Consider the following 26345-nt stretch of genomic DNA (forward strand, 5'->3'; position numbering starts at 1 on the left):
GAAATTCGTAAAAAGGCAGAAAGTGCGCTAGCGATGCAGCAACCGCAGGAGGATCAGCCCGATCGCCATCGACACAAGGCCGACCATGCGAAGCTTTTCGTCGGGCAGATCAGTCAGCGTCTGGAACGCGCGTCGCCAGGCGTGGGGCGCCACGAACGGCAAGATGCCCTCGAATACGAGCACCAGCGCGCACGCTGCGAGCAAAACGTTGGGGAGTGACTCTTCCATGGGATGCGGTTGGCAAACGAACAAAACCCCGGCAAGCCGGGGTCTATCCGCCTCAAATAATCAGCGAGGCATTGTACTAGCGATGTCGCCCCGTCTGGGCAGCCGGTGCTGCTGACGAGCTGCCGCCGTTCGGGCTGCGCATGTATTTGAAGAAGTCGTTGTTCGGCTGCAGCACCATCACGTCCTTCCGATCTCGGAACGATGCGCGATACGCCTCCATGGAGCGCCAGAATGCGGCGAACTGCGGATCACGGCCAAACGCATCGGCATAAATGTCAGCAGCGCGGGCATCGCCTTCACCCTTGATCTTCTGCGCATCTCGGTAGGCATCGGCCAGGACGACTTCGCGCTGACGGTCGGCATCGGCGCGGATTTTTTCGCCCTCCGCAGCCCCCGTCGAACGCAGCTCGTTGGCCACGCGCTTGCGCTCGGCTTCCATGCGACGGTAGACCGATTCGGTCACGCTGGCCAGCAGATCCACCCGCTTCAGGCGCACGTCGATGATGTCCACGCCGACCGACTTGCCGTACTCCTGTACGCCCTTGAGGATGCTCTGCATCACGGCTTCGCGATCCGTCGATACCACGTCGGAAACCGTGCGGCGCGCAAACTCATCCCGGGCGATGGAGTTGATCTTCTGCGTCATGCTGTCCTGCGCAAGGCGGCTATCGCCCTTGAAGCTCACGTAGAACAGACGCGGATCGGACACGCGCCACTTCACGAACCAGTCGACCAGCAGGTTCTTTTTCTCTGCCGTAATGAAACGATCGGCGCCGGCCACATCGATGGTCTGCAGGCGCTTATCCATGAACACCACGTTCTGCAGCGGGGGCGGAAGCTTGAAATGCAGCCCCGGCTCCTTGATGACCTGCTTGATCTCCCCAAAGGCGAATACCACGGCGTACTGCCGCTGATCCACCACGAACACCACCGACGAGAACACCGCCAGGGCAATGACCAGCGCCACGAAGGCAGAAATCAGACGATTCATAGTGCCCTCCTGTTAGCGCGAATCGCGGTCACGGTTGCGCAGTGCTTCGCGCGAGCGCGAATCTGCGTCATTGGCCGGTGACGGATTGGAGGGAGTGGGCACGCCCTGCGCAGCACCACTGTCCTGCGCAGAGGCACCAGGCGCGACTGCCGGACGCGACGTGTCGCCCTGCGTTTGCGCGATCAGCTTGTCGAGCGGCAAATATAAAAGACTGCCATTGCTCTGGTCGACCAAGACTTTCGTCGAATTGGCGTAAATGTCTTGCATGGTTTCCAGATAGATACGGTCGCGCGTGACCTGCGGCGCTTTCGCGTACTCACGTTGCACCGACGCAAAGCGCGCCGCATCACCTTCCGCACGCGCAGTGACGCGTGCCTTGTAGCCTTGGGCCTCTTCGCCCAGACGCGCGGCCGTGCCCTTGGCGCGCGGCACCACGTCATTGGCGTAAGCCTGACCTTCAGAAATGGCACGCTCGCGGTCCTGGCCAGCCTTGGTCACGTCATCGAACGCGGCCTGCACCTGCTCGGGCGGCTGCACGCTCTGCACGTTCACGCTGAGGATTCGAATCCCGGTCTTGTACGCCGACAAGATGCGTTGAATCGATTCCGCGAGATTACGGCCCACAGCATCACGACCTTCGTACAGAACCGCATCCATCTTGTTGCGACCGACGATCTCGCGCACCGACGTCTCGGCCGCCTGCGTCACCAGTTCTTCATCGCCGCCACGGTCCGTACGGTTGTAGAACAGGTAGTCGACGGGATTGGCAATGTTGTACTGGACCGAGAAGCGCACGTCGACGATGTTCTCGTCCTGCGTGAGCATCGAGGAATCTTTCAGGTTCGTGTCCTTGATCTGGGTAGTCCGACCGATTTCAAGCGTGCGCACACCCGACAGGTTCACGATTTCGTGCGATTCGACCGGATACGGCAGACGCCAGTTAATACCCGGCGTTGCCAGGTACTTGAAACGGCCGAACTGCAGGATCACGCCCGTCTGGCCTTCCTGCACGATAAAGAAACCGCTGGCTAGCCACAGGCCAACGAGCACCGCCAGCAGCACGCCGATGCCCAGGCCCGAGCCGCCACGGCCGTTACCGGGACGCAGCGGCGTGGGGCCGTCGCTACCGTTACCGCTGTCCTTGCGGCCGAACAGGTTGTTCAGGCGGCGATTGAAGTCGCGCCACAACTCGTCAAGGTCGGGGGGGCCATCCTGAGGCGGCTTGCTTTGACGCTTTGGTTCGTCTTTGTTGCCTTCGCGCTCGGCGTTGTTGTTGTCATCGCCGCGACCCCAGCGCGGATCGTTCAGCGAAAGCAGCACACGCAAGCGGTGCCACAAACCTCGCGCCGGACGCGGCGAGGCCATGGAAGAAGACTGGGTCGAAATCTCGGGCATGAGCGGTCGGGCTTGTCCTGATTGTCTGACTGCGAAGAAGTAGCGGGCCATTCTATCAGCCCTCTTCGTCACCTTTGGCGGAAGAACCGCTGCTCGGCAAGCTTTGCGACAGTTCGTCACGGTGGGCCGGCGGCGAATCACGTCGGGTGTCGAAGCGCGGATCGAAATCGCCGCCATGCGACGCGGGGTGCTCACGCAGGCGGATCGCAGTCTCGACCAGCGCTTCGCGCAACAGATCGAGCCCGGTCCCTTCTATGGCGGAAACGAACACGCGCCGCACAGCGCCGGTTTCGTCTCGCTCGATGCGCGGGCCAGCCGCGCGCAGCTCCTCAGCCGCGTCGATCTTGTTCATCACCAGAATTTGGGGGATGCCGCTGGCATTGATTTCGTCCAGCACGCGATCGACCTGCTCCATCTGCTCGTGCTTGACTGTGCTGGCGGCGTCCACCACATGCAGCAGCACGTCGGCGTGCACGGTCTCTTCCAGCGTGGCACGGAATGCGGCCACCAGTTGCGTCGGCAAATCGCGGATGAAACCGACCGTGTCCGACAGCACCACATTGCCCAGCCCTTCCAGGTACAAACGGCGAGAGGTCGTATCCAGCGTGGCGAACAACTGGTTGGCAGCGTACGCGCGTGCCTTGGTCAGCGCATTGAACAGCGTCGATTTGCCGGCGTTGGTATAGCCGACCAGGGAGACGGAAAACGCGTCGTTGCGGCTGCGTGAACGGCGCTGGGTGTCGTGCTGACGCTGGAGTTTGTCCAACTCGGACGACAGACGCTTGGCGCGTTCGTCCAGCATCCGGCGGTCCAGTTCGAGCTGACGCTCGCCCGGGCCGCCGCGCAGGCCGACGCCGCCCTTCTGGCGTTCCAAGTGGCTCCACGCCCGGACCAGACGGGCCGCCTGGTACCGCACGCGAGCAAGTTCTACCTGCACCTTGCCCACGTGGCTCTGCGCGCGCTGGCTGAAGATGTCAAGGATGAGGCCAGTCCGGTCGACTACGTGGCGCCCGAAAAAGCGCTCGAGGTTACGCTGCTGAGCGGGACTCAGCGCGTGGTTGAAGATGACGATCTCCGCATCCTCCTCGTCTGCGGCGATCTTCACCTCTTCCGCCTTGCCAGCACCGATAAACAGCGCCGCATCGGGCCTGGTGCGCTTACCGGTAACCGCGCGCACCGGTTCAGAGCCGGCGGTCGAGGCCAGTAGCGCCAGTTCACTCAGACTTTCCTGGAAATCATGTTTGCCGAAATCGACTGCGACCAAAATAGCGCGTGTCGGCTCCGAGCTGGAGGTGGGATGGGATGCCAAACGGGGAATGGAGAAGGGAGAAACGGGGTGGGTGCGTCCCGCCGCGCGGACGGCGGCGGGAGCGAGGCAGAATCAGGCGTCAGGCGCTTCGTCCACACGGAAATTCACGGCACGGGCCGGCACCACGGTGGAGATTGCGTGCTTGTACACCATCTGCGTCACGGTATTACGCAGGAGCACGACGTACTGGTCGAACGACTCGATGTTGCCTTGCAGCTTGATACCGTTGACGAGGTAGATCGACACCGGCACATGCTCCTTACGCAGCGCATTCAGAAACGGGTCTTGTAGCAATTGCCCTTTGTTGCTCATGGCACACTCCAGATTTATAGGTTTAGTGATGGGTTATGGGGCTAGGAAGCCCGGGTTCAAGCAGGCGACGCAAAAAAAGTTCGTCAAAAGAGTCGGCCAGACGCGTCCAAATGACGCCAATGGCGCCTGGGGTTTGCAGACACCAAGCGCCATGTCTCGAGAATTTAGCCTTAGAAATCAGGGAAAGCAAACGGAAAACCGATGACCCCGCCATATGAATTGGCTCGGCCTTTTTGGTGATCCCCCGTTCGAATGCCCCCGCGTCACACGCCCCTGCCGACGAGCACCGCCCGCGCGCTGCTCAATCGTTCGATTGGGCGTACGGGTTTTTGTTCGTACGAAATTCGATCCGCAGCGGTGTGCCCTTCAGTTGGAAGGCCTCGCGGAAACGCCCTTCCAGGAAGCGGCGATAGGTTTCAGGAATATTCGACAATGCATTGCCGTGAATCACCACGATCGGCGGGTTGGAACCGCCCTGGTGCGCGTAGCGCAGCTTAGGGCGTGAAACGCCTGCGCGTCGCGGCTGCTGATACTCGACCGCCTCCATCAGCACACGCGTGAGCTTGGGCGTCGGCAGCTTGACCATGGCGGCAGCATAAGCGGCGTCCACGGACTTCATCAGCGCGCCAATGCCCGTACGTTCCTTGGCGGAGATGTAATGCACGTTGGCAAACGACAGGAACTGCAGCTTGCGCTCCATATCGTGCTTGATGCGATCGCGGGCATGCCCGGTCAGGCCATCCCACTTGTTCACACCGATTACCAGCGCGCGGCCGGATTCGACGATGAAGCCGGCGATATGCGCGTCCTGATCAGAAATGTCCTGCTGCGCATCGAGGATCAGCACAACCACGTTGGCGTCGGCAATCGACTGCAGCGTCTTCACCACCGAGAACTTCTCGATTGCTTCAAACACCTTGCCGCGCTTGCGCAAGCCTGCCGTATCGATAAGCGTGTAAGGCTTGCCGTTACGTTCGAAATCCACGTAGATGGCGTCGCGCGTGGTGCCGGGCATATCGAACGCAATCACGCGCTCTTCGCCGATCAGCGCGTTCACCAGCGTCGACTTGCCCACGTTCGGACGGCCAACGATGGCGATACGGGTACCGTGGTCGTGCGCGTCGGCTGCCTCGGCAAGCTCGGGACGCTCGGCAAATGCCAGGTCGAGCGCCTCCGCCACCAAATCATTGACTCCGTCGCCGTGCGCGGCCGAAATGGCAGCCGGATCGCCCAGACCAAGCTCGTAGAAATCGCTGGCGACGGCGGTGTAGCGCATGCCCTCGGCCTTGTTGACGGCGAGGAGGATGCGGCGCCCGGTTTTGCGCAGGTAATCGGCGATCACGCGATCCTGCGGCGCCAGTCCCAGGCGTCCATCGACGATGAAGATCACGACATCGGCTTCAACCACGGCCTGGCGCGTCTGCTTGGCCATCTCAGCCACGATGCCTTCCTTGGCAACGGGTTCGAAGCCGCCGGTATCGATGGCGATGAACGGACGGTCGCCCACGCGGCCTTCGCCGTAGTGGCGATCGCGCGTCAGGCCAGGAATATCCGCGACCAACGCGTCACGCGAGCGGGTCAGACGATTGAAGAGGGTCGATTTGCCGACATTCGGCCGCCCTACAAGGGCAATGACTGGTTTCATGCTTGTGTGCCGTACGCGAATGGCGCCGCGGCAAATTCTGGTTGCTGCAACTGCGGTTGGCATCTGCACGGCTGAATGCCTGATGACGCAGATGCAAGACGCCCGCGGAGTACGCGGGCGCAAGTTCAAGGCGGCGCAGCCGCCCCGATGTGATGCGTGTGCCGCCGCAGACCACTCGGGCCGCGACTGCGAATGTTACTTCGGCAGATAGCCGTAGACACCGCCGCCGCGGGTTTGGACGACGAGTGTCTGGCCGACCACCACAGGTGCTGCGCCAATGGCGCTGCCGTCGGTTTTCACGCGCGCGACGAACTTGCCATCATCGCGCGACAGGAAATGCAGCCAACCTTCGGAATCGCCCACGATGACCGCACGGCCAAACGCCAGCGGCGTACCGAGGTCGCGCCATAGCAGCGCGTCGTTTTTCCAGAGGTCGGCACCGTTTTGTGCGTTAAAGCCATAGACAACCGACTTCTCGTCAGCGGCGAACAACCCGCCATCATCTTGCGTCACGCCGGTCGGCGACGAGAAATCACGACCCCAGCGCGGGGCGCCAGTGCTCATATCAAAACACGCCACGCGACCTTGGAAACTGGCTGCACAGACTTGCGAACCGTTGACCGACGGCGCACCGGTCACATCGTTCAGCCGCTCGATTTCCGATACGCCACGCGGATACGACACGGCAGCTTCCCAGCGCAGCGCGCCATTGCTGGCCGACAGCGCGCCCAGCTTGCCACCGGCAAAACCCAGGATGATGTTATCGCCGGCAAAAATCATCGGCAGACTGCTGCGCAGGTTCAGCGCCGAGGGAGAACGCTGATAGATCCACTTGCGTTCGCCATTGCTTGGGTCCAGACCCAGGACGCGGCCATCCGTCGTGCGGACGATCACCAATCCCTGGCCAACCAGCGGCGCCGTCAGGACTTCACCGTTGACGGCGACTTTCCACTTCTGCGTGCCCTTCTCGTCGAAAGCGATGACCGCGCCCTTCTCACCCGCCACGACGGTCAGCGAGCCGTCGCTGCCAGGGCCAGTGGTCAGGTCCACGTCTGCCTTGCCTTGCCAGACCGTGCGGCCGGTCGCGCCATCCAGGGCGGTCACAGTACCGCCGGCGGCCGACACGTAGACGTTGTTGCCCGCCACAGCCGGCTGCATCACATAGCGGCCGCTCTTGCCGACGCTGACGCTCCACACCTGACGCACGGCCAGCACTTGCTGAACTTCCATCAGCTTGGCCGGCTCATGCTTGTTCTTGCTGCTGAACAGCGAGCAACCGCCAAGGACAGCCGTCGCTGCCAGTGCCAGCACTGCCACGCGCGCCGCCTGTGCAATACCGCGCGCGACACCACCCTGCTCAAGTGCGTGAATCATGAAATCGGGATCCTTTTGTTATGCGTTGAACTGCACGAGGGTGCGCCAATCAGGCGCCGCCCAGGGCATCCAGCTTGAACTGCACGATCTGGCGCGCCGAAGCGTCAGCCGGACCGAACTTTTCCAACGCCAGCTTGTAGGCAGCGCGGGCGTCTTCGTTCTTGTTCTGCGCGGCCAGCAGATCGCCGCGACGATCGGCGTAGAGCCCGGCGAACGCCGGCGCAACGTCGCCGGAGACTAGCGCGATGCCCTGATCGTAGGCTTTCTCATCGAGCAGAAGGCCAGCCAGGCGCAGCTTGGCGAGCGCCTTGTATTCGTCGTCGCGCGCATGATCAACCGTCCATTGCAGCTGCGCCTTGGCGCTGGCTACATCGTTGGCTTCGTACAGCGCCTTGGCTGCGGCCAGCGCGGTCATCTGCGCGTAAGCCGTGCCGCCGAACTTGTCTTCCATGTCAGTGGCGGCGCGCTTGATCTTCTCAGCATCCTTGCCATCAACGGCCTTCTGTACCTGCTCGTACAGCACGGACGCTTCGCCGGCCTGCTTGCGCTGCCAGTTCTTCCAGCCAAACCAACCGGCCACAGCCAGCAGCACCACGATGGCGACCCATGTGACTACGTTGCCGTTATCACGCCACCAGTGCTTGAGGCTCTCAATTTGTTCCTGTTCTTCGAGATCGTAGGCCATGCTTTGCAGAGCTTGAATATTGGGAGTGAATCGCGGTCGTTCGCTGCCGAGGTCAGCTGCCCGCTGTTAGTCGTTATTGGCCACCATGGCGTCGATCAGGCGGTCGACCAGTTGGTTCGACGGCACGGTCTGCTGGGCATCCGCGGTTGGATCGCCCCGCAGCGGCTTGATCTGGGCGACGCCTTGGGTGACTTCGTCGTCGCCAATGATAACCGCATAGGATGCGCCACTTGCGTCAGCACGCTTGAACTGCGACTTGAAGCTACCGTTGCGACCCTCCGGCGAGGCGTGAAGGATGACGTCGAGGCCGGCGTCGCGCAGTCGCTCTGCCGCGATCAGCGCCTGGACCTGCGCCTCGTCGCCCTGATGGACGATGTAGACGTCACAGCCTTGCGCTTCAGGCTCCAGCTTTTCCTCACGCAACAATTCGATGATGCGCTCCACGCCCATCGCCCAGCCGCATGCGGGGGCAGGCTTGCCGCCTATCTGCTCGATCAGCGGGTCATAGCGGCCGCCCCCCGCCACTGTGCCTTGCGCGCCCAGCTTGTCGGTCGTCCACTCAAAGACCGTGAGGTTGTAGTAATCCAGCCCGCGCACCAGACGCGGGTTGATGATGAACGGAATGTTGTTCGCCTTGAGCAGCTTCTGCACGCCTTCAAAGTGCGCGCGCGATTCGTCGCCCAGGTAGTCGAGCAGCTTCGGCGCGCCGGCAGCCATGTCCTGCAGCGCGGGGTTCTTGGTGTCGAGCACGCGCAGCGGGTTGGTGTACAGACGGCGTTTGCCGTCCTCATCCAGAACGTCCTGGAAACCTTCCAGATATTTGATGAGATCGGCACGGTGCGCGGCACGCTCTTCCGCCTGTCCGAGCGAGTTCAGCTCCAGCTTCAGGCCGACCAGGCCGAGGTCGTCCCACAGGCGCTGGCACATCAGGATGACTTCAGCGTCGATGTCCGGGCCTGCAAAGCCCAGCGCTTCCACACCCACCTGATGGAATTGGCGATAGCGGCCGCGCTGCGGACGCTCGTGGCGGAACATCGGGCCGGTGTACCACAGGCGCTTCGGGCCGTCGTACAGCAGGTTGTGCTCGATCACGGCGCGCACAGCGGCAGCGGTGCCTTCGGGGCGCATGGTCAGTTGTTCGCCGTTCAACGCATCGGTGAAGGTGTACATCTCCTTCTCGACGATGTCCGTCACCTCGCCGATGCCACGCACAAACAGTTGCGTCTGCTCAACGATCGGCGTGCGGATCTGCTGGTAGCCATAGGCGCGCAGCATGCTGCGCACGGCGTTATCAAAGTGCTCCCACAGCGGGGCATCAGCAGGCAGCAAGTCGTTCATGCCTTTGACGCCAGCGATCTTCTGCACGCGTTGTTTTTGTGTATCGCTCATGATGTCACGTTGAAAGCCGACTTCTCGCATCTACCTTCATGCAGAGCCGGCCGGTCGTTTCGTGCTTCGGCTTTGGTTTCCGAAGCCTGATGTCGCTTTAGACCGTCGCCGGAGTCTGTGCGCCGTAATGCGTCCGCACGTACTCGTCGACGATCGCCTGGAATTCTTCCGTGATGCGCTCGCCGCGCAGTGTTTTCACCTTCACGCCGTCAACGAAAACCGGCGCCGCCGGCGACTCGCCCGTGCCTGGCAGCGAAATGCCGATATTGGCGTGCTTGCTCTCTCCGGGGCCGTTGACGATGCAGCCCATCACGGCCACATTCATCTCTTCGACGCCGGGGTACTGCTCCTTCCACACCGGCATCTGCTCGCGCAAATACGACTGGATGCGCGCCGCCAGTTCCTGGAACACCGTGCTGGTCGTGCGCCCGCAACCCGGGCACGCGATCACCATGGGCGTGAAATTGCGCAGGCCCATGGTCTGCAGAATCTCTTGCGCGACGATGACTTCCTTCTCGCGCGGCGCACCCGGTTCCGGCGTGAGCGAAATGCGGATCGTGTCGCCGATGCCTTCCTGCAGCAGCACCGACAACGCCGCCGTGGAAGCGACGATACCCTTGCTCCCCATGCCGGCCTCGGTCAGGCCCAGGTGCAGCGCGTAATGGCAGCGACGCGCCAACTCGCGGTACACAGCAATCAGATCCTGCACCGCCGACACCTTGCACGACAGGATGATCTGGCTGCCTGGCAAGCCCAGTTCTTCAGCCTTTTGCGCGGACTGGATCGCGGAGGTGATCAGCGCCTCGACCATCACGGCGCGGGCATCCCAGGGGGTTGCACGTTGCGCGTTCTCGTCCATGATGCGCGCAAGCAGATCCTGATCGAGGCTGCCCCAGTTCACGCCGATACGCACCGGCTTGTCATAGCGGCAAGCAATCTCGATCATCTGCGCGAACTGCGTGTCACGCTTGGCACCCTGCCCGACGTTGCCGGGGTTGATCCGGTACTTGGATAGCGCCTGCGCGCACTCCGGATAGTCCTGCAGCAGCTTGTGGCCGTTGTAGTGGAAATCGCCGACAAGCGGCACATCCACACCCATGCGGTCGAGCTGCTCGCGGATGGCCGGCACCGCGGCCGCGGCGGCCGGGGTATCCACTGTGATGCGCACCAACTCAGAGCCAGCACGCGCCAGCTCCTTTACCTGGATTGCGGTACCGATGGCGTCCGACGTGTCGGTATTCGTCATCGATTGCACGCAGACCGGCGCGTCGCCACCGACGTGCACGACACGATCACCCCAGCGGATTTGCGCGGCGCGCGAGTTCCGGCGCGGCAGCGGGCCCACCAAGGCTGGAGCGCAATCGAGAGGCGTGGAGATTTCCATGATCAGACAGGGCGCGCTGCCTACAGGCACCGCGCCAATTACAAAACGGTTCAGGGCAACGTGGCCCGTGCCACGCGATTGCGGGCGTACTTCTGCAGATCGACGGTCGCGCCACCGACGGCCAGCGATTCAACGGCTCCTGCATTGCCGAAGACGACCTTGAACGGCGGCGTGCCGGTCAGATCACGCGCGTCGCCTTCCTTGGAAATGCCACTGGCGAGCGTCTTGCCGGTCTTGTCCTTGATCTCGTACCAAGACGAACCGGAGAAGCGCACCGAGACCGAACCGCCGCCCGATTCAGCCGGCTTGGCAGCTTCTGTCGGCAGAGCAGCGACCGGAGCCTCGACGTTGATGACAGCCGGCTTGCCACCCGCAGCCGCTACGGCGGGCGCCGGAACGGCACCGTTGTCCGAACGTGGCAGCGTAGGCGGCGGCGCCAATGGCGCAGTCACCACACCCGATGCTGGAGCGGCCGGTGTAACAGGCGTCAGCGGTGTCGGCATCGAAGCGGCCGGCGTTTCGGACGGAGCCTGCTCAGTTGCTGGAGCCACTTGCGCGGGCGCGGTTTGCTCCGCAGCCGGCGTTTCCTTCGCGGTGGATTCGGTATTTTGCGTGGCTGCCGTTTGCGTGGCGAACCATTGCTTCAGACGGTCCATACCGGCCAGCGCACCGGCCGCCACAATCACCGCAACCAGCGCACCAATCAGCCAGCGGCCATTGCCGCCGCGACGCTTGGCGAAACTCGGCTTGTCCGAAAACGATTCACCCAGCCCGCCCTCGGGACGCAAGCCGATGTTGGTGACCGGCGCACGCGCGTTCAAACGCGCAAGCTGGTCATCGACATCGACCTGCAGGGCGCGCGCATAGGCGCGCATGAGGCCCTTGGTAAACGTCATGTCAGGCAACGCACTGACATCCGCCGATTCCACCGCCAACAACTTGCCCGGCGCCACTTTCAGGCGCGTGGCCAGATCGTCGACAGTCAGCCGTTGACGCTCACGGCCGGCACGCAGACGTTCGGCAATCTCGCGCAGCGCATCGTCGCGCTCCGGCGAAGGGGCGGCAGGCGGATTCGAGACAGGCGCCGCGCCATGAGAAAAATCGGCAGCGCTTGCCACCTCGCGGTCAGTCATCCCAGGCTCCTCGTTCGAATGCCGCCTCTTCGGGCGCATTGGGGAAGCGGCGCTGCAATTGCGCGCTCCATGCGTTCTGCTGCGAAGTGTCGCCGAGGCGGCGCGCGATGCGAGCGCCCAGCCACAGGCTTTCTGCCGTCGGATTGCCGCGGCCATTCACACGCTCGATAAACGGCATGGCACGCGAATATTCGCGGCGTTTGTAGTACAGCTGCGCCAATGTCAGGTTGGTCAGCGAATTGTTTGCATCGATGTAGGTAGCGCGCGTCAAGCTCTTCTCGGCGCCATCCAGATCGCCCTGACGCATCTGGCAAACGCCCAGGTTCGTCCACGGTTTGGCGGGGCTGCCGGCGGCCGGCGCCTCGATGGCTTGGCGCAGCATCGCCATGCCTTGATCTGGCTTGCCGCCTTGCGAGCACAGGAACCAGCCGTAGTTGTTCAGCAGGTCACCGTCTCGTGGTGTCGCGGCCAGAGCGCTGCGGAAACTCTCGTCAGCCTGTTCGCGTTGACCAAGGTTCATGTAAGCCAGCGCGCGGATGTGATATGCATTCGGCACGTTCGGATCGATCGCGATGGCGTTCTTGATTTCCTCAAGCGCTGTCGCATTCTGGCCGGCTTCCAGGTACTGCGTCGCGAGTTGTAATCGGATCGCGGCCCGGCGACCGGCGTCGGCCTTTTGATCGGGTACTGTTGTAACTTCTCGTGTCTGTGTCTGGACCGGCGGCGACAACGCGCACCCGGCGGCTGCCAGCGTGAAGACCAGACTGACAGCAGTCGACCAACGCTTCATGCGGTACCTATGCGGTGAGTTGAGTCGGCCCCGACCACGGGGATCTCGACGATCTTGCCGAACTTGCCGCGCTCGGACAAGCGCGTGCGGTCCTTGACCTCGCCAGCGAGCTGGCCGCAGGCCGCATCGATGTCGTCGCCCCGCGTCTTGCGGATGGTGGTGACGATGCCGGCGTCCAGCAGCACTTGCGAGAAGCGGCGGATCTGCTCATTGTTCGAGCGCTTCAAGCCCGATTCCGGGAACGGGTTGAATGGGATCAGGTTGAACTTGCACGGCACGTCGGCCACGACGCGCAGCAGTTCACGGGCATGCTCGACGGTGTCGTTGACGCCGTCGAGCATGCAGTATTCAAAGGTGATGAAATCACGCGGGGCAAACTCGAGATAGCGGCGGCAGGCAGCCATCAGTTCGGCCAGCGGGTACTTCTTGTTGAGCGGCACGAGCACGTCGCGCAGCGCATCGTTGGACGCATGCAGCGACACAGCAAGCGCCACCGGCACATCCCGCGCAAGGCGGTCCATCATCGGAACCACGCCGGACGTGGATACCGTTACGCGCCGGCGCGAAAGGCCATACGCGTTGTCGTCAAGCATCAGGGCCAGAGCCGGCACCACAGCGTCGTAGTTCAGCAGCGGCTCACCCATGCCCATCATCACCACGTTGGTGATAACGCGGTCGTCCTTGGGGCCACGGCCAAGCTGCTTACGCATGGCGAATTCGGCCATCCAGAGCTGGCCGATGATCTCGCCAGTGCTGAGATTGCGCGAGAAACCTTGCTTGCCGGTCGAACAGAACCGGCAGTTGACGGCACACCCCGCCTGAGACGACACACATAGCGTGCCGCGCGTCTCTTCGGGGATGTAGACCGTCTCGACGGCATTGCCCTGCCCAACGTCGACCAGCCACTTGCGTGTGCCGTCCGACGAAAGGTGATCGGAAATGACCGCCGGCGCCTGGATGTTGGCGCGGGTCGCGAGCTTTTCGCGCAGCGACTTGGCGAGATCCGTCATCTCGCCAAACTCGGACGCACCCGACTGGTGAATCCAGCGCTGCAATTGCTTGGCGCGGAACGACTTCTCACCCAGGCTCTCGCAGTACGCGAGAAGACCCTGTGCGTCGAAATCGAGGAGATTCACCACATCGCTCATGACTTGCAACCCGAAACCACCAATCCCAGTCTAGTGTTGACGCTTAGCGGCTGTAAATGTTCAGGCCCGGGAAGAAGAAGGCGACTTCCACGGCAGCCGTTTCAGCAGCATCCGAACCGTGCACGGCGTTGGCGTCGATGCTGTCAGCGAAGTCGGCGCGAATCGTGCCCTTCTCAGCCTTCTTTGGGTCGGTAGCACCCATCAGGTCACGGTTCTTGGCGATTGCGTTTTCGCCTTCCAGAGCCTGCACCATCACCGGGCCAGAGATCATGAAGTCCACCAGATCCTTGAAGAACGGGCGCTCCTTGTGCACGGCGTAGAACTGCTCGGCTTCTGCGCGCGACAGGTGGATCATCTTGGCTGCGACGATCTTCAGGCCGGCTCCTTCGAAGCGGGCGTAGATCTGGCCGATGACATTCTTGGCCACGGCATCCGGTTTGATAATCGACAAAGTGCGTTCGAGCGCCATCAAAAACTCCAAAAAATGAAGGTGTTACGTGAAAGATAAACGTGAGATTCTAACACGGGAGGGAACCGGATGGATGTCAAGCGGTGCAACCGGATGCCGCGTACGCCGGCCGCATCAGGAGACGATATCGTCACTTTTCACTACAGGGCTCGTCGGCCCGACGAACACGCCTTAGCATCCCCTTATCGAGAGCACAAAAAATCACCCGTCAAGGGCATTTTCCGGCGCGATCGCCCACCAGTGGTCGGAACCGCGTGGCATGCTGACTCTCCAAGTAAGGACGGTGTGGCTTGCAAAAGCCCGGTTCGGATGCCACGTTCGCTGTATCGTCGTATTGTCTGCAATGTCATTCACCCAAGGAGTTCGCATGGACAACCAACTCAACACGTACGGTTTTGGCGCTTCCGGCACCGCCGGCGCGTTGGCCGTCCGCAACCGCGTGCTGCGCAATACCTATTGGCTGCTCGCGCTTTCCATGATCCCCACCATCCTCGGTGCGTGGATTGGTGTCGCCACCGGATTCAATCTGATGGGACGTAACCCGCTGATGGGTTTCGTCATCTTCATGGCAGTGGCCTTTGGCTTCTTCTACGCCATTGAGCGCTTCAAGAACAGCAGCCTGGGCGTGGCACTGCTGCTCGGCTTCACGTTCTTCATGGGGTTGATGCTGTCGCGGCTGATCGGCATGATTCTGGGCTTCTCGAACGGTGCGTCGCTCATCATGACGGCGTTCGGCGGCACGGCGATCATCTTTGGTGTGATGGCGACGGTAGCCACGGTCAGCAAGCGCGATTTCTCGGGCCTGGGTAAATGGCTGTTCATGGGCGTGCTGGTGCTGATCGTTGGCTCGGTGGCCAATATCTGGCTGCAATTGCCGGCGATGATGTTGACGATTTCGGTGCTGGCCATCGCGATCTTCTCCGCCTACATCCTGTTCGACGTGCAGCGCATCGTGAACGGCGGCGAGACCAACTACGTAACCGCCACCCTGGCGATCTACCTGGACGTCTACAACATCTTCACGAACCTGCTGGCGATCCTGGGGATCTTCGGCGGCAATCGTAACTAAGCACGCACAGCACGCTGGCAACAGCGCAGCGAAAAAAAACCGGCGCCTGGTGCGCCGGTTTTTCTTTGTCCGTGAGACGCGGAATCGCTCAGATCAGTCGCGCTCGAACACCGCCATCGACTCGACATGCGACGTGTGCGGGAACATGTTCACCACGCCCGCACCCGCCAGTCGGTAGCCTGCCTCGTGCACCAGCAAGCCTGCGTCGCGCGCCAGCGTCGCCGGATTGCACGACACATAGACGATGCGCTTCGGCAGCAAATCGGCCGCATCACCGCCACGCTGCGACAGCTCGGCGAGCGCCTTGGACACGGCCAGCGCCCCTTCGCGGGGCGGATCGATCAGCCAACGATCAAACTTGCCCAGCGCGGCAATGTCATCAGCCGACACCTCAAACAGATTGCGGCAAGCGAATGAGGTCTTCGTGTGCAGGCCATTGTGCTGGGCGTTGGCAAGCGCACGTGTCGTCAGCGCCTCACTGCCTTCGATGCCCATAACCTCGCGGGCACGTGTGGCCATCGGCAGCGTGAAATTGCCGATACCGCAGAACAGGTCGAGCAGCCGATCGCCCGGCTGCGCGTCGAGCAGTTTCAGCGCGCGCGACATCAGCACCCGGTTGATCTGGTGATTGACCTGCGTGAAATCCGTCGGCTTGAACGGCATGGTGATGCCGAACTCGGGCAACGTGTACGTCAGCGTGCGATCGAGCGGATAGAACGGATAGACCGTATCCGGGCCCTTCGGCTGCAGCCAGAACTGGATGTTGTGATGATCGGCGAAAGCACGCAGCTCCGCCTCATCCTCAGCGGTAATCGGCTCTAGGTTGCGCAACACCAGCGCGGTTACATCCTGGCCGACCGCCAGTTCGATCTGCGGCATACGTTGTACGATCGACAGGCGGCCCACCAATTCGCGCAACGGAACCAGCAGCGCGGACACGTGCGGCGGCAACACCTCGCACGACGTCATGTCCGCCACATAGCTGCTCTTGCGCTCGTGAAAACCCACCAGTACGCCGCCTTTGGCCGCAACATGGCGCACGGTCAGACGGGCGCGATAGCGATAGCCCCAATCCGGGCCAGCAATGGGGCGGAATACTACGTCGGGACGCAGCTTGGCCAGATGCCAGAGGTCGTCTTCCAGCACGCGCTGCTTGATCGCAACCTGTGCGCGCGAATCCAGATGCTGCATCGAGCAGCCACCGCACACTCCAAAGAACTTGCACTGCGGCGTCACGCGTGAAGCAGACTGGCGCAGAATGTTGACGACACCCGCCTGCTCGTACGACGGCTTTACGCGGTGACTGCGGTACATGACCCGCTCCCCCGGCAACGCGCCTTCCACGAACACAACCTTCCCCGGCGTGCCGTCCTCGTTGGTCAAACGGCCGATGCCGCGCGCTTCGCCATCCAGCGAGACGATGTCGAGCGGGCCCGCCACGGGCATTTCGGGCTTGCGGCGACCACGAGGCTTGGCCGGCGGCGTGTCCGGCGCGACCGTTACTGGAGCAGAAGAGGAAGGCGTGACGTTGGGTGCAGCTTGAGACACGAGCGAGCCTGGGCAAAATGAGGACAAGGGCGGCATTGTAAGATACCGGAGGACCAGCATGGGCACCGTCATCCTGACGTGGAATATCCAGTGGGGCCGTGGCGCCGACGGGCACGTCAGCCTCGCGCGCCAACTCAAGCAAGGGCGGGAGATGGCCGAATTCGACGTGTTGTGCCTGCAGGAAGTCACCTCCGGCTTCAGTGATCTGCCGGGGCAACCAGGCGCGGACCAATGGAGCGAGCTCGCCGAGGCGCTTGGCAGCGAGTACACCGTCATCGGCGGCTTCGCGCTGGAGCGCCACAACGGCGCGCATGTGCAGCGCTTCGGCAACGCCATTGCCACCCGCCTGCCCGTGCATTACATCCAGCGCCATGCATTGCCCTGTCCGCCGGATGCCACACCGTGCATGCCGCGAATGGCCATTGAGGCGGTGGTGCAGGCGCCGTTTGGTGTCTTGCGCATCGTCACCACCCATCTGGAGTACTACTCGGAGCTGCAACGTGTGGCGCAAATCGATGCGCTGCGAGCCATCCACACGGAAGGTTGCGCGCGTGCGAATCAACCAGCCACGCTTGGCGCAGAACCCGAAGCGGGCCCTTTCCGGCCGCTCGCGCAGACCAAGGCAACCATCATCTGCGGTGATTTCAACTGCAAAGCGGATTCCATGCCCAAGCGCTTGGCCACCGCGCCATTCGCTCGCGAACCCGCTTTGCATGATGCGTGGGAGATTGCGCACGGCGCAACGCCGCAGCCGCCGACCTTCGGTGTCTACGACCGCGCTGACTGGACTGAACCAGCCTACGCGTGCGATTTCATGCTGATTAGCGAGCCACTGAAACCGCGTGTGCTGCGCCTGGAAATCAACAGCGCTACACAGGCATCGGATCATCAACCGATGCTGCTGGCGCTGCGGAACGACTGAAAAAGGGGAACGAAAGAGGGACAGCGGCGCCTTACAGCACCGCGTCTTTGCGTACGCCCTGAGAGGCGAAATGACGCTTTAGCTTGACCAGCGCCTCCTGCTGGATCTGCCGCACGCGTTCGCGCGTCAAACCCATCTCGGCGGCCAGTTCTTCCAGCGTTGCAGGCTCGATGTAGTTGAGGCCAAAGCGGCGCTCGACCACATAGCGATGCTTGTCGGACAAGCGTGCGAGCCACGACTTCATCAACTGCGACAGCTCGCGATGGGCCACTTCCTGATCCGGCGATGCGCCATGCTCGTCCGATAGGAAGTCGAGCAGGCTCGTGCCCGGATCAAGATCAAACGGCGTATCCAGCGAAGTCGTGTGCTCGTTGAGCGAGAGCACGTCCTGCACTTCTTCCGTGGTCTTGCCAAGCAGGTGGGCGATGTCTTCAAGGCTCGCGTCTCGGCCATCCACGCCGCTCTTTTCCAGATGGCGCTTAGCGCGCAGCACCTGATTGAGCTCGCGAATCACATGCACCGGCAAACGGACGGTGCGCGCCTGATTCATGATCGCGCGCTCGATGCTTTGGCGGATCCACCACGTTGCATACGTCGAGAAGCGGAACCCGCGTTCCGGATCGAACTTTTCGATCGCGTGCATCAGACCCAGGTTGCCCTCCTCGATCAGATCGAGCAGCGGCACACCGCGGTTCAGATAACCTTTGGCGATGCTCACGACCAAGCGGAGGTTGCGCTCGATCATGACCTGGCGCGCTGCGAATTCGCCGGCCTTGGCCAGCGTCGAAAAATGCAGTTCTTCTGCTGGCGTCAGGAGCGGCTTGATGCTGATGCGATTGAGATAGTGCTGAACAGTGTCGGCGGCCAGCTCGGCCTGCAGCACCTTGCGGAAATCTTCCTCGGGTGCGGCCTCCTCGGCCTCTTCGCCCTCCTCCTCTTCTTCGTCCGGCTCGTCGGCACTGTCGGACGTGTCGTTGAGATCGGCGGAATCGGCAACAGGGAGGTCGTCGACAAGCGCATCGACGACTTCGATCTCTTCAGCAGGAGGTTGCGCCGCACCGCGCGCACGCCGCCCAGCGCGCCCGTTTGGGGTGCGCTGGCCCTCTACAGCAGCGTCGATGTTGTCATCGGCTGGGGTGACGGGCGTGGCGGCTTTCTGGCGCGGCATGCATTCCTCTATTGAGGCGGCAAGTAGCGCATCGGATCGACCGGCTTACCGTTGCGGCGCACTTCAAAATGAAGCTTCACGCGATCCGCATCGGTACTGCCCATTTCGGCGATCTTCTGCCCTTTCTTGACCGTGGATTGCTCGGTGACCAGAACCTTGTCGTTGTTGCCGTAGGCGGTCAGGAACGTGTCGTTGTGTTTGATGATGACAAGATTCCCGTACCCACGCAAGGGTCCAACGTGGATCACTTTTCCGTCGTCAGCAGCAACCACCGCGTCGCCACGTTTGCCGCCAATGTCGATGCCCTTGTTGCTCTTGTCATCGAAACGGTTGATGAGTGAGCCGCGTGCCGGCCAGCCCAGCGAGATTGCACTGTCGCTTGCCCCGGCAGGAGCGCTGGACGACGCAGTGGGCGGCGGCGTGACCGCGATGGAATCGACTGGCTGCGTAGTTGTATTGGTCGGGCGAACCGGCGTAACGACGGCCCCAGTGCTGCTGACATCCGCGTTCGGCGGTACAACGCGCAACAACTGATCGACTTCGATCTGGTTCGGGTTGGCGATATTGTTCCAGGCTACCAGGTCTCGCGGCGCCTGGCCGTTACGCAATGCGATGCTGTACAAGGTATCGCCACGCTTGACACGATAGTAGCCGGGGGGCGGCGGCTCTTGCGACACGGTGCCAGTGTTGCCTGCACGCGAGGTGCGGTCGAGAACAGGGGCCTGGTTGCCGGAGGATGCGCAAGCCGCCAGCAGTGCGGCCGACACCATCGCCACGGCGAGCCGGCCTGCGCGTGCGGGGCTTGGACGGTTCATGGAGCTCCGGGAAATGAACATGCTAAACAGTTCCTGATTTTAACGGGACAAAGAAAACGCCTTCAAGCGCGGTACTGTGAAACTCGAAGCGGCTGCGACGCTCAATGAGAACGAGCTGCTGCGCCGGACCGCTGTTGCGGTCGGTGGCAACGGGGGCGATCAGCCGGCCGCCGACGGTCAGCTGGTCGAGCAGCGCCTGCGGCACCTCCAGCCCCGCCGCCGCCAGGATGATGGCGTCGAACGGCGCGGCCTTCGGCAGCCCAAGCATGCCGTCACCATAGTGCAGACGGATGTTTGGCACGCGGAGTGGCCGCAAGTTCGCTTTGGCTTTTTCGTGCAGCGGGCGAACGCGCTCGATGGAGTACACCTCGTCCGCCAGTTGCGCCAGAACGGCTGCCTGGTAGCCGCAGCCAGTGCCAATTTCCAGCACACGTGCCAGCGGCATGCCGGTGCGGCCCGACCGTCCACTCAACAACAACTCGATCATCCGCCCGACAACTGACGGCTTCGAGATCGTTTGCTGATGGCCGATCGGCAATGCGGAATCCTCATACGCCTGCGACGCCAGGCCGGCATCGACGAACAGATGGCGTGGCACAGTGCCGATTGCTGCCAGCACGCGCTTGTCACTCACGCCACCTGCTTGCACCCGGCCAACCAATGCCTGACGCGCGCGGTCCGACGCCATGCCGCCCGCCGCCGCATGCGCTGCCGCCGTGCGTGCCTGCACGGCGCTCGCAGCGACGGCGCCGACCGCAGCGTCGACCCCCGCCACGCGTTGCGGCGCAGGTGCGGGGGCGGATGCGGGTGACGCGCGTTCGACGGATGCCGCACGCACCGGCGTGGGACGTGACACCGCGCTCACCCCAGACGAGATACGCGTCTCACGCTGGCGTTCCACGGGCTTGCGCTCGACCACCGCGTCGAGCGTCAACGGGAAGCGCCGGTCGCGCGGGCGTTCAGACATGAGCCACCGTGGCGATCATGGCGTCTGCCAGCGGCGCACGGTGCGCAGTTGGGCCGTATCGGTCAGATCGAGCTGCAGCGGTGTCAGCGAGACGAAGCCGTGCGCAACGGCGTGAAAATCGGTGCCCTCGCTGGCGTCTTTTGCATCGCCGGCGGCACCGACCCAGAAGATCGGCTCGCCGCGTGGATTGGCCTGGCGGATCACCGGCTGCGACTGATGCCGCTTGCCCAGACGCGTCGCACGCCAACCAGCCAGCTCGGCGTACGGCAGATTCGGGATGTTGACGTTCAGCAGGACCGGCCCGTCCAGCGGATCGGACAGATAGCGCTCGACCACCTCGCGGGCAACGCGCTCGGCAGCGTCAAGGTGCGCCCAGCCCTTGTCGGCCTGCGAAAACGCAATCGACGGAATACCGAACAGGTAACCTTCGATGGCGGCGGCGACCGTGCCGGAATACAGCACGTCTTCACCCATGTTCTGGCCCTGGTTGATACCGGAGACGACAAGATCGGGTTTCTCTTCGATCATGCCGGTGAGCGCGATGTGCACGCAATCGGTCGGCGTGCCGTTGACGAAGCGAAAACCCTTCTGGGCACCGTCGGTCGCTTCAAACACCGAAAGCGGACGCTGCAGCGTGAGCGAGTTCGACGCGCCGCTGTGGTTCTGTTCTGGTGCGACCACCGTCACGCGGCCGAGGGGGCTCAGCGCGCGATGCAGCGCTGCAAGCCCGGGGGCGAGGTATCCGTCGTCGTTGGCAATGAGAATATGCATGGCGCGGATTGTAACCGAGCAACGTTCGCGAATCGTGCTTGGGCACACGTTCTACACGCTTACAAAATACGCATCGACAGGCTGGACGCTTCATCGCAGCCGGTCAAATCGAACGATCGTGCTTTTATTCGGTTACACTGCCAGACGAGATCGCGTGCAATGCATGCGAGATGGCGAACAATCCAACGCAAGACTGTTGAGGAGACACATGATGAAAGCCGTCGTCTGCAAGACCTGGGGCCCGCCCGAGTCGCTGGTGATCGAAACGCTGCCGGACCTCTCGCCGGGTGCTGGCGAAGTCGTGATCGACGTGAAGGCTGCGGGGGTGAATTTTCCTGACGTGCTGATCATCCAGAATAAGTACCAGTTCAAGCCGGAGCTGCCGTTTACCCCCGGCTCGGAAGTCGCGGGCGTGGTCAATGCAGTAGGCGAAGGCGTGTCGCACCTCAAGGCCGGCGACCACGTGATCGCCTTTCTTGGCCAGGGCGCGTTTGCTTCACAGGTGAAGGCATCGGCCAAGGTGGTGATGCCGATGCCGCCGGGCATGGCGTTCGACACCGCTGCGGCATTCACGCTCACGTATGGTACGTCGCACCACGCGGTGGTCGATCGCGGGCAACTGAAGGCTGGTGAGACGATGCTGGTGCTGGGCGCTGCGGGCGGCGTCGGGCTGGCGGCCATCGAGATCGGCAAGGCGATCGGCGCACGCGTGATCGCCGCAGCATCGAGCGACGAGAAGCTGGCGGTCTGCAAGGACCACGGCGCTGATGCGCTCATCAACTATTCGACCGAAGACCTGCGCGAGTGCATCAAGGAATTGACCGACGGCAAGGGCCCGGACGTGATCTATGATCCGGTCGGCGGCATCTATGCGGAACCGGCGTTCCGTTCAATTGCCTGGCGTGGCCGCTACCTCGTTGTCGGATTTGCCAATGGCGAGATCCCCAAGATGCCGCTGAACCTGGCACTGCTGAAAGGCGCATCGCTGGTTGGCGTGTTCTGGGGCGAATTCGCGCGCCGCGAGCCGAAGGCGAACCTGGCGAACATGATGCAGATGCTCGGCTGGATGCAGGAAGGCAAGATCCGCCCGCATATCTCGGCGCGCTATCCGCTGGAGCAGACGACACAAGCGCTGCTGGACATGGCCGCACGCAAGGTGACGGGCAAGGTGGTGATCCAGCCTTAAAGACTTAGGCGCCAGACAAAAAAAGCCGCGCAGGCGATCAACCTGCGCGGCTTTTTCTTTGGTGCAGCGACTTATCAGGCCGCCTCTTCCAGCGTCGGATAGTCGGTGTAGCCCTTTTCCTGGCCGCCGTAGAACGTTTCGCGATCCGGCTTGTTGAGCGATGCGCCGGCACGGAAGCGCGCCACCAGGTCGGGGTTGGCGATGAACGGGCGTCCGAACGCCACGGCATCGGCCAGACCGGAGGCAATCATTTGCTCGCCCTCTTCCGCCGTGTATTGGCCGCACACGATGAGCGTGCCCTTGAAGGCGTCGCGCAGTTGACGACGGAAATCGTTGGTCAACTCGGGACCGCCGGCCCAATCCGGCTCAGCGATGTGCAGGTAGGCGATGCCACGCTTAGTCAGCTCGCGGGCGAGGTACAACGCGCTTTCTTCGGCTTGTGCGTCGGCAATGTCATGCGCGACGAAGTGCGGCGACAGGCGAATGCCGACGCGATCTGCACCAATCTCGTCGATGGCAGTGTCAACGACTTCGAGAATCAGTCGGGCACGGTTTTCCAGAGAGCCGCCGTACTGGTCGGTGCGCTGGTTGCTGTTGGTCGACAGGAATTGGTGCAGCAGATAACCGTTGGCGGCGTGGATTTCAACGAAATCGAAACCGGCGCGGCGCGCGCGCAGCACGGCTTGGCGGTATTGCGCGATCACACCGGGGATTTCTTCCGTGGCCAGGGCACGCGGCTCGCTGGTCGGCACATTGGCGGGCGTGCCGTCGGGCTGCACGACAAAGCTCTGCGCGCCCTTGGCGACGATGGCTGACGGCGCGACGGGAGCCTGACCGTTTTCCTGCAGCAGCGTGTTGGAAATGCGGCCCACGTGCCAAAGCTGTTGCGAGATGCGGCCACCCTTGGCGTGCACAGCATCCACCACGGTCTTCCAGCCGGCTTCCTGTGCATCGGTGTACATGCCCGGCGTCCAGGCGTAGCCCTGGCCCTGGCGGGAAATTTGCGTGGCTTCCGTGACGATCAGACCAGCGGTTGCGCGCTGCGCGTAATAGGTCACGTTCAATTCGGTCGGCACGTCACCCGGCTGGCCGGCGCGCGAGCGCGTAAGCGGCGCCATGACGACACGATTGGCGAGGGTCGTACGGCCGGTCTGAACCGGGGACAGCAGTTGTTGAGTCATATCAGCTCCTGGAAGAGGGACTATTCGACCGGTCATCTAGAACCGGAATCAAAGAAAAAGCGAGGAACGTGCCTCGCAGGCAATTGGTTTCAGAATGGAATCAGTGTTTGGGCTTGGCCAGCAGCACTTCCGTTTGCGCGACACAGCTCTTGAACGCGTCGACCGTGCGGTGCGCCTTGGCCAGCAGTGCACCACCCATCCACATGGCGTACAGGCCTTCGGCCAGTTCGTGCGCGTCCTGCACCGGCGCCAACGAGCCGTCGGCGACACCGGCCTCGATCGCGGTGGCAATGCGCTCGACCATGCGCGTCATCCCTGTCGACAACACCTTGCGCATCGGCTCCGACAAATCCGATACCTCGCCTGAAAGCTTGACCGCCAGGCACGTGACTTCGCACGCGCTGCGCTCATGCAGATCGATCCAGGCCAAGAAATAGCGCAGCAGCCGCTCACGGGCGGTGATGCGCGTGTCGTTGAACAGGCTGACAACGCCCGCGTCGTAGTCCTGGAAATAGCGCTCCAGCATGGCGACGCCAAAATCTTCCTTCGACCCGAAGTAGTAATAAAACGAGCCCTTGGGTACCTGCGCACGGCCAAGGATTTCCGCCAAACCGACGGCCGAAAAACCGCGCCCGAGGATCAGCTCGGCGCCAGCGTCCAGGATGCGGTCGCGGGTGTCGTGCCGGGCTTCGGCGCCTTCAGCGGTGACGGGTTCGGGGTGCTTGCTCATGACGGATCGCATTGTAGTAGACCGACCGTCTAGCTGCATGACCCTGCTCCTGGCAGGGTCGATGTGACGTTCGCGTCGTCAGCGCGCTCAGAGCTTTTCAGTCTCGCCGCTCTTCGGTTGCCAGCGCATCAGGCGTTTTTCCATCAAGCCCACGAGCCAGTCCAGGACCAGCGCAAAGACCGTCAGCACGACGATGCCCGCAAAGACAGTGTTGATGTCGAACGTACCTTCAGCCTGCAGGATCAAGTAACCGACACCGCGCGCGGAGCCCAGGTACTCGCCCACCACCGCCCCGACGAAGGCCAGGCCCACTGACGTATGCAGCGATGAAAACACCCAGCTCGTCGCGCTCGGCAGATAGACGAAGCGCAGCAGCTGCCGCTGCGATGCGCCCAGCATGCGTGCATTGGCCAGCACGACCGGGCTCACTTCCTTCACGCCCTGATAGACGTTGAAGAAGACGATGAAGAACACCAGCGTCACCGCCAGCGCGACCTTTGACCAGATCCCCAGTCCGAACCACACGCCAAAGATTGGCGCCAGGATCACGCGCGGCATCGAGTTGGCGGCCTTGATGTACGGATCAAGCACCGCCGAGACAGCCGGGCTCAGCGCCAGCCACAGCCCCGCACCCAGGCCGGTGGCCGTGCCGATGGCAAATGCCAGCACCGTCTCGGCCAGCGTCACGCCAAGGTGCTGATAGATATCGCCTTCGGTCACGAACCACGCCCAGATGCGCTGGGCAACGATCAGCGGTTCCCCAAAGAAGAACGCGACTTCCTGCGAGCGCGTGGCGAAGTGCCACACACCCAACGTGACGACCAACAGGCCAAGCTGCCAGGTGCGCAGCGCAAATGGAGAAAGCGGACGGTTAGCCATGGATGCAATCGTTCAGATTCAGGTCAAGCCACGCGGCGGTGCTGCGCATAGCCCTTGAGCACTTCTTCGCGCAGGACATCCCAGATGCGCGAGTGCAGGTCGACGAAGCCGGCCTGATCGCGAATCTCTGCCACATCGCGCGGGCGCGGAAGGTCGATGGTGAATTCGCCAATCGGGTGCGTGCCGGGGCCGGCAGCCAGAACGACCACGCGGTCGCTCATGGCAATCGCTTCGTCCAGATCGTGCGTGATAAACAGCACCGCCTTACGCTTGGCGGCCCAGAGATCGAGCACCTCGTTTTCCATCAGCTGGCGCGTCTGAATATCGAGCGCGGAAAACGGCTCGTCCATGAGGATGATGTCGGGGTCGAGCACCAGCGTTTGCGCCAGGCTTACACGCTTGCGCATGCCGCCGGAGAGTTGATGCGGGTAGCGGTCTTCAAAGCCGGCCAAACCCACGCGCGCAAGCCAGGACATCGCCAAATCACGCGCCTCCTTGTCGGGCATGCCTCGAAACTCCAGCCCGGCCATCACGTTGTCGAGCGCGCTGCGCCATGGCATCAGCGCCTCGGCCTGGAACATGTAGCCGGCGCGACGGTTGATACCGACCAGCGGCTCGCCAAACACCCGCACCTGCCCGGAAGACGGCTGCAACAGGCCGGCCGCCAGATTCAGCAACGTGGATTTGCCGCAACCCGTCGGGCCCACCACCGAAACAAACTCGCCGGCATGCACCTCCAGCGAGGTGTTTTGCACAGCGGTGTAACGCTGGCTCGGCGTGTCGGGCGAGATGAACGTGCAGGTGATCTGATCGAACGAAAGCGCGGGATGGGACATGGTCTGCGGTCCAAAAGCAAT

At 62.6% G+C, this 26345-nt stretch carries 26 protein-coding genes; 3 read left to right on the forward strand and 23 right to left on the reverse strand.

The window, feature by feature from the left end; genetic code table 11:
* Window positions 1-27 precede the first annotated feature (27 nt).
* The 14 genes from CFE42_RS02465 to ndk all read right to left on the reverse strand — a co-directional run bounded on the left by CFE42_RS02465 (window position 28) and on the right by ndk (window position 14252).
* On the reverse strand, window positions 28-228 hold the full coding sequence (locus CFE42_RS02465; RefSeq protein ID WP_004626323.1) for a DUF2065 domain-containing protein: 201 nt from the start codon (window positions 226-228) through the stop codon (window positions 28-30).
* Between the two features lie 76 nt (window positions 229-304).
* Window positions 305-1219 carry a protease modulator HflC gene (gene hflC / locus CFE42_RS02470; RefSeq protein ID WP_004626321.1) on the reverse strand — a complete coding sequence of 305 codons (915 nt, stop codon included), beginning with the start codon at window positions 1217-1219 and terminating at the stop codon, window positions 305-307.
* 12 nt (window positions 1220-1231) lie between these two features.
* On the reverse strand, window positions 1232-2614 hold the full coding sequence (gene hflK / locus CFE42_RS02475) for an FtsH protease activity modulator HflK (protein ID WP_037043421.1): 1383 nt from the start codon (window positions 2612-2614) through the stop codon (window positions 1232-1234).
* 55 nt (window positions 2615-2669) lie between these two features.
* Window positions 2670-3923, reverse strand: a complete 1254-nt coding sequence (hflX, locus tag CFE42_RS02480; RefSeq protein WP_024973041.1) for a GTPase HflX — start codon at window positions 3921-3923, stop codon at window positions 2670-2672.
* 72 nt (window positions 3924-3995) lie between these two features.
* Window positions 3996-4235, reverse strand: coding sequence for an RNA chaperone Hfq (hfq, locus tag CFE42_RS02485; RefSeq protein WP_004626316.1), 240 nt, complete (start codon window positions 4233-4235; stop codon window positions 3996-3998).
* 301 nt (window positions 4236-4536) lie between these two features.
* The gene (der, locus tag CFE42_RS02490; protein WP_004626313.1) at window positions 4537-5880 is read right to left on the reverse strand and encodes a ribosome biogenesis GTPase Der; all 1344 of its coding nucleotides are present in this window, start codon (window positions 5878-5880) and stop codon (window positions 4537-4539) included.
* A 195-nt stretch (window positions 5881-6075) separates the two neighbouring features.
* Window positions 6076-7254, reverse strand: a complete 1179-nt coding sequence (gene bamB / locus CFE42_RS02495; protein WP_004626311.1) for an outer membrane protein assembly factor BamB — start codon at window positions 7252-7254, stop codon at window positions 6076-6078.
* A gap of 49 nt (window positions 7255-7303) precedes the next feature.
* On the reverse strand, window positions 7304-7939 hold the full coding sequence (locus CFE42_RS02500) for a tetratricopeptide repeat protein (RefSeq protein ID WP_004626309.1): 636 nt from the start codon (window positions 7937-7939) through the stop codon (window positions 7304-7306).
* A gap of 66 nt (window positions 7940-8005) precedes the next feature.
* Entirely contained in the window at window positions 8006-9328 is a 1323-nt protein-coding gene (gene hisS, locus CFE42_RS02505; RefSeq protein WP_086003679.1) for a histidine--tRNA ligase, read from the reverse strand.
* A gap of 97 nt (window positions 9329-9425) precedes the next feature.
* Window positions 9426-10712 carry a flavodoxin-dependent (E)-4-hydroxy-3-methylbut-2-enyl-diphosphate synthase gene (gene ispG / locus CFE42_RS02510; protein ID WP_004626306.1) on the reverse strand — a complete coding sequence of 429 codons (1287 nt, stop codon included), beginning with the start codon at window positions 10710-10712 and terminating at the stop codon, window positions 9426-9428.
* Between the two features lie 50 nt (window positions 10713-10762).
* Entirely contained in the window at window positions 10763-11845 is a 1083-nt protein-coding gene (locus tag CFE42_RS02515) for a RodZ family helix-turn-helix domain-containing protein (protein WP_004626304.1), read from the reverse strand.
* On the reverse strand, window positions 11838-12635 hold the full coding sequence (gene pilW / locus CFE42_RS02520) for a type IV pilus biogenesis/stability protein PilW (RefSeq protein WP_004626302.1): 798 nt from the start codon (window positions 12633-12635) through the stop codon (window positions 11838-11840). The genes CFE42_RS02515 and pilW overlap by 8 nt, the downstream gene beginning before the upstream one ends.
* Window positions 12632-13783, reverse strand: coding sequence for a 23S rRNA (adenine(2503)-C(2))-methyltransferase RlmN (gene rlmN, locus CFE42_RS02525; RefSeq protein ID WP_004626300.1), 1152 nt, complete (start codon window positions 13781-13783; stop codon window positions 12632-12634). The genes pilW and rlmN overlap by 4 nt, the downstream gene beginning before the upstream one ends.
* 43 nt (window positions 13784-13826) lie before the next feature.
* Window positions 13827-14252 (reverse strand): nucleoside-diphosphate kinase, encoded by a 426-nt coding sequence (gene ndk / locus CFE42_RS02530; protein WP_004626298.1) that lies wholly within the window; start codon window positions 14250-14252, stop codon window positions 13827-13829.
* A 367-nt stretch (window positions 14253-14619) separates the two neighbouring features.
* On the opposite strand from ndk, the gene CFE42_RS02535 reads away from it, so the two are divergent.
* A complete protein-coding gene (locus CFE42_RS02535; RefSeq protein ID WP_004626295.1) occupies window positions 14620-15321 on the forward strand; it encodes a Bax inhibitor-1/YccA family protein in 702 nt (233 codons plus the stop codon).
* 93 nt (window positions 15322-15414) lie between these two features.
* Here CFE42_RS02535 and rlmD read toward each other — a convergent pair whose 3' ends face one another.
* A complete protein-coding gene (gene rlmD / locus CFE42_RS02540) occupies window positions 15415-16767 on the reverse strand; it encodes a 23S rRNA (uracil(1939)-C(5))-methyltransferase RlmD (protein ID WP_004626293.1) in 1353 nt (450 codons plus the stop codon).
* A gap of 160 nt (window positions 16768-16927) precedes the next feature.
* Between rlmD and CFE42_RS02545 the strand changes: the two genes are divergently transcribed.
* Complete coding sequence (locus CFE42_RS02545) at window positions 16928-17791, forward strand: endonuclease/exonuclease/phosphatase family protein (RefSeq protein WP_004626291.1); 864 nt, start codon at window positions 16928-16930, stop codon at window positions 17789-17791.
* 31 nt (window positions 17792-17822) lie between these two features.
* Here the strand turns inward: CFE42_RS02545 and rpoS are convergent, their stop codons facing one another.
* Genes rpoS through surE form a run of 4 tightly spaced genes read right to left on the reverse strand, consistent with a single transcriptional unit; the run spans window position 17823 to window position 21512 of the window.
* On the reverse strand, window positions 17823-18959 hold the full coding sequence (rpoS, locus tag CFE42_RS02550) for an RNA polymerase sigma factor RpoS (protein WP_004626289.1): 1137 nt from the start codon (window positions 18957-18959) through the stop codon (window positions 17823-17825).
* An 8-nt stretch (window positions 18960-18967) separates the two neighbouring features.
* Window positions 18968-19795 (reverse strand): peptidoglycan DD-metalloendopeptidase family protein, encoded by an 828-nt coding sequence (locus tag CFE42_RS02555; protein WP_004626287.1) that lies wholly within the window; start codon window positions 19793-19795, stop codon window positions 18968-18970.
* Window position 19796: 1 nt separating this feature from the next.
* On the reverse strand, window positions 19797-20741 hold the full coding sequence (locus tag CFE42_RS02560) for a protein-L-isoaspartate(D-aspartate) O-methyltransferase (RefSeq protein WP_012435313.1): 945 nt from the start codon (window positions 20739-20741) through the stop codon (window positions 19797-19799).
* A gap of 15 nt (window positions 20742-20756) precedes the next feature.
* Window positions 20757-21512, reverse strand: a complete 756-nt coding sequence (gene surE / locus CFE42_RS02565) for a 5'/3'-nucleotidase SurE (protein WP_004626282.1) — start codon at window positions 21510-21512, stop codon at window positions 20757-20759.
* 211 nt (window positions 21513-21723) lie between these two features.
* Here surE and CFE42_RS02570 point away from each other — a divergent pair, with 211 nt between their 5' ends.
* Entirely contained in the window at window positions 21724-22698 is a 975-nt protein-coding gene (locus CFE42_RS02570) for an NADPH:quinone oxidoreductase family protein (RefSeq protein ID WP_004626281.1), read from the forward strand.
* Window positions 22699-22772: 74 nt separating this feature from the next.
* On the opposite strand, the gene CFE42_RS02575 is transcribed toward CFE42_RS02570, so the two are convergent.
* From CFE42_RS02575 to CFE42_RS02590, 4 genes are all read right to left on the reverse strand, one after another.
* Window positions 22773-23879 carry an alkene reductase gene (locus tag CFE42_RS02575; protein WP_004626279.1) on the reverse strand — a complete coding sequence of 369 codons (1107 nt, stop codon included), beginning with the start codon at window positions 23877-23879 and terminating at the stop codon, window positions 22773-22775.
* Window positions 23880-23979: 100 nt separating this feature from the next.
* Complete coding sequence (locus tag CFE42_RS02580) at window positions 23980-24609, reverse strand: TetR/AcrR family transcriptional regulator (protein ID WP_037043408.1); 630 nt, start codon at window positions 24607-24609, stop codon at window positions 23980-23982.
* An 87-nt stretch (window positions 24610-24696) separates the two neighbouring features.
* Window positions 24697-25488 (reverse strand): ABC transporter permease, encoded by a 792-nt coding sequence (locus CFE42_RS02585; RefSeq protein WP_004626275.1) that lies wholly within the window; start codon window positions 25486-25488, stop codon window positions 24697-24699.
* A gap of 23 nt (window positions 25489-25511) precedes the next feature.
* Window positions 25512-26324: an ABC transporter ATP-binding protein gene (locus CFE42_RS02590; RefSeq protein WP_004626273.1), complete on the reverse strand. Its 813-nt coding sequence runs from the start codon at window positions 26322-26324 to the stop codon at window positions 25512-25514.
* Between the last annotated feature and the right edge of the window lie 21 nt (window positions 26325-26345).

Source organism: Ralstonia sp. PBBBR1 (genome assembly GCF_002256165.1).
GTDB lineage: Bacteria > Pseudomonadota > Gammaproteobacteria > Burkholderiales > Burkholderiaceae > Ralstonia > Ralstonia thomasii.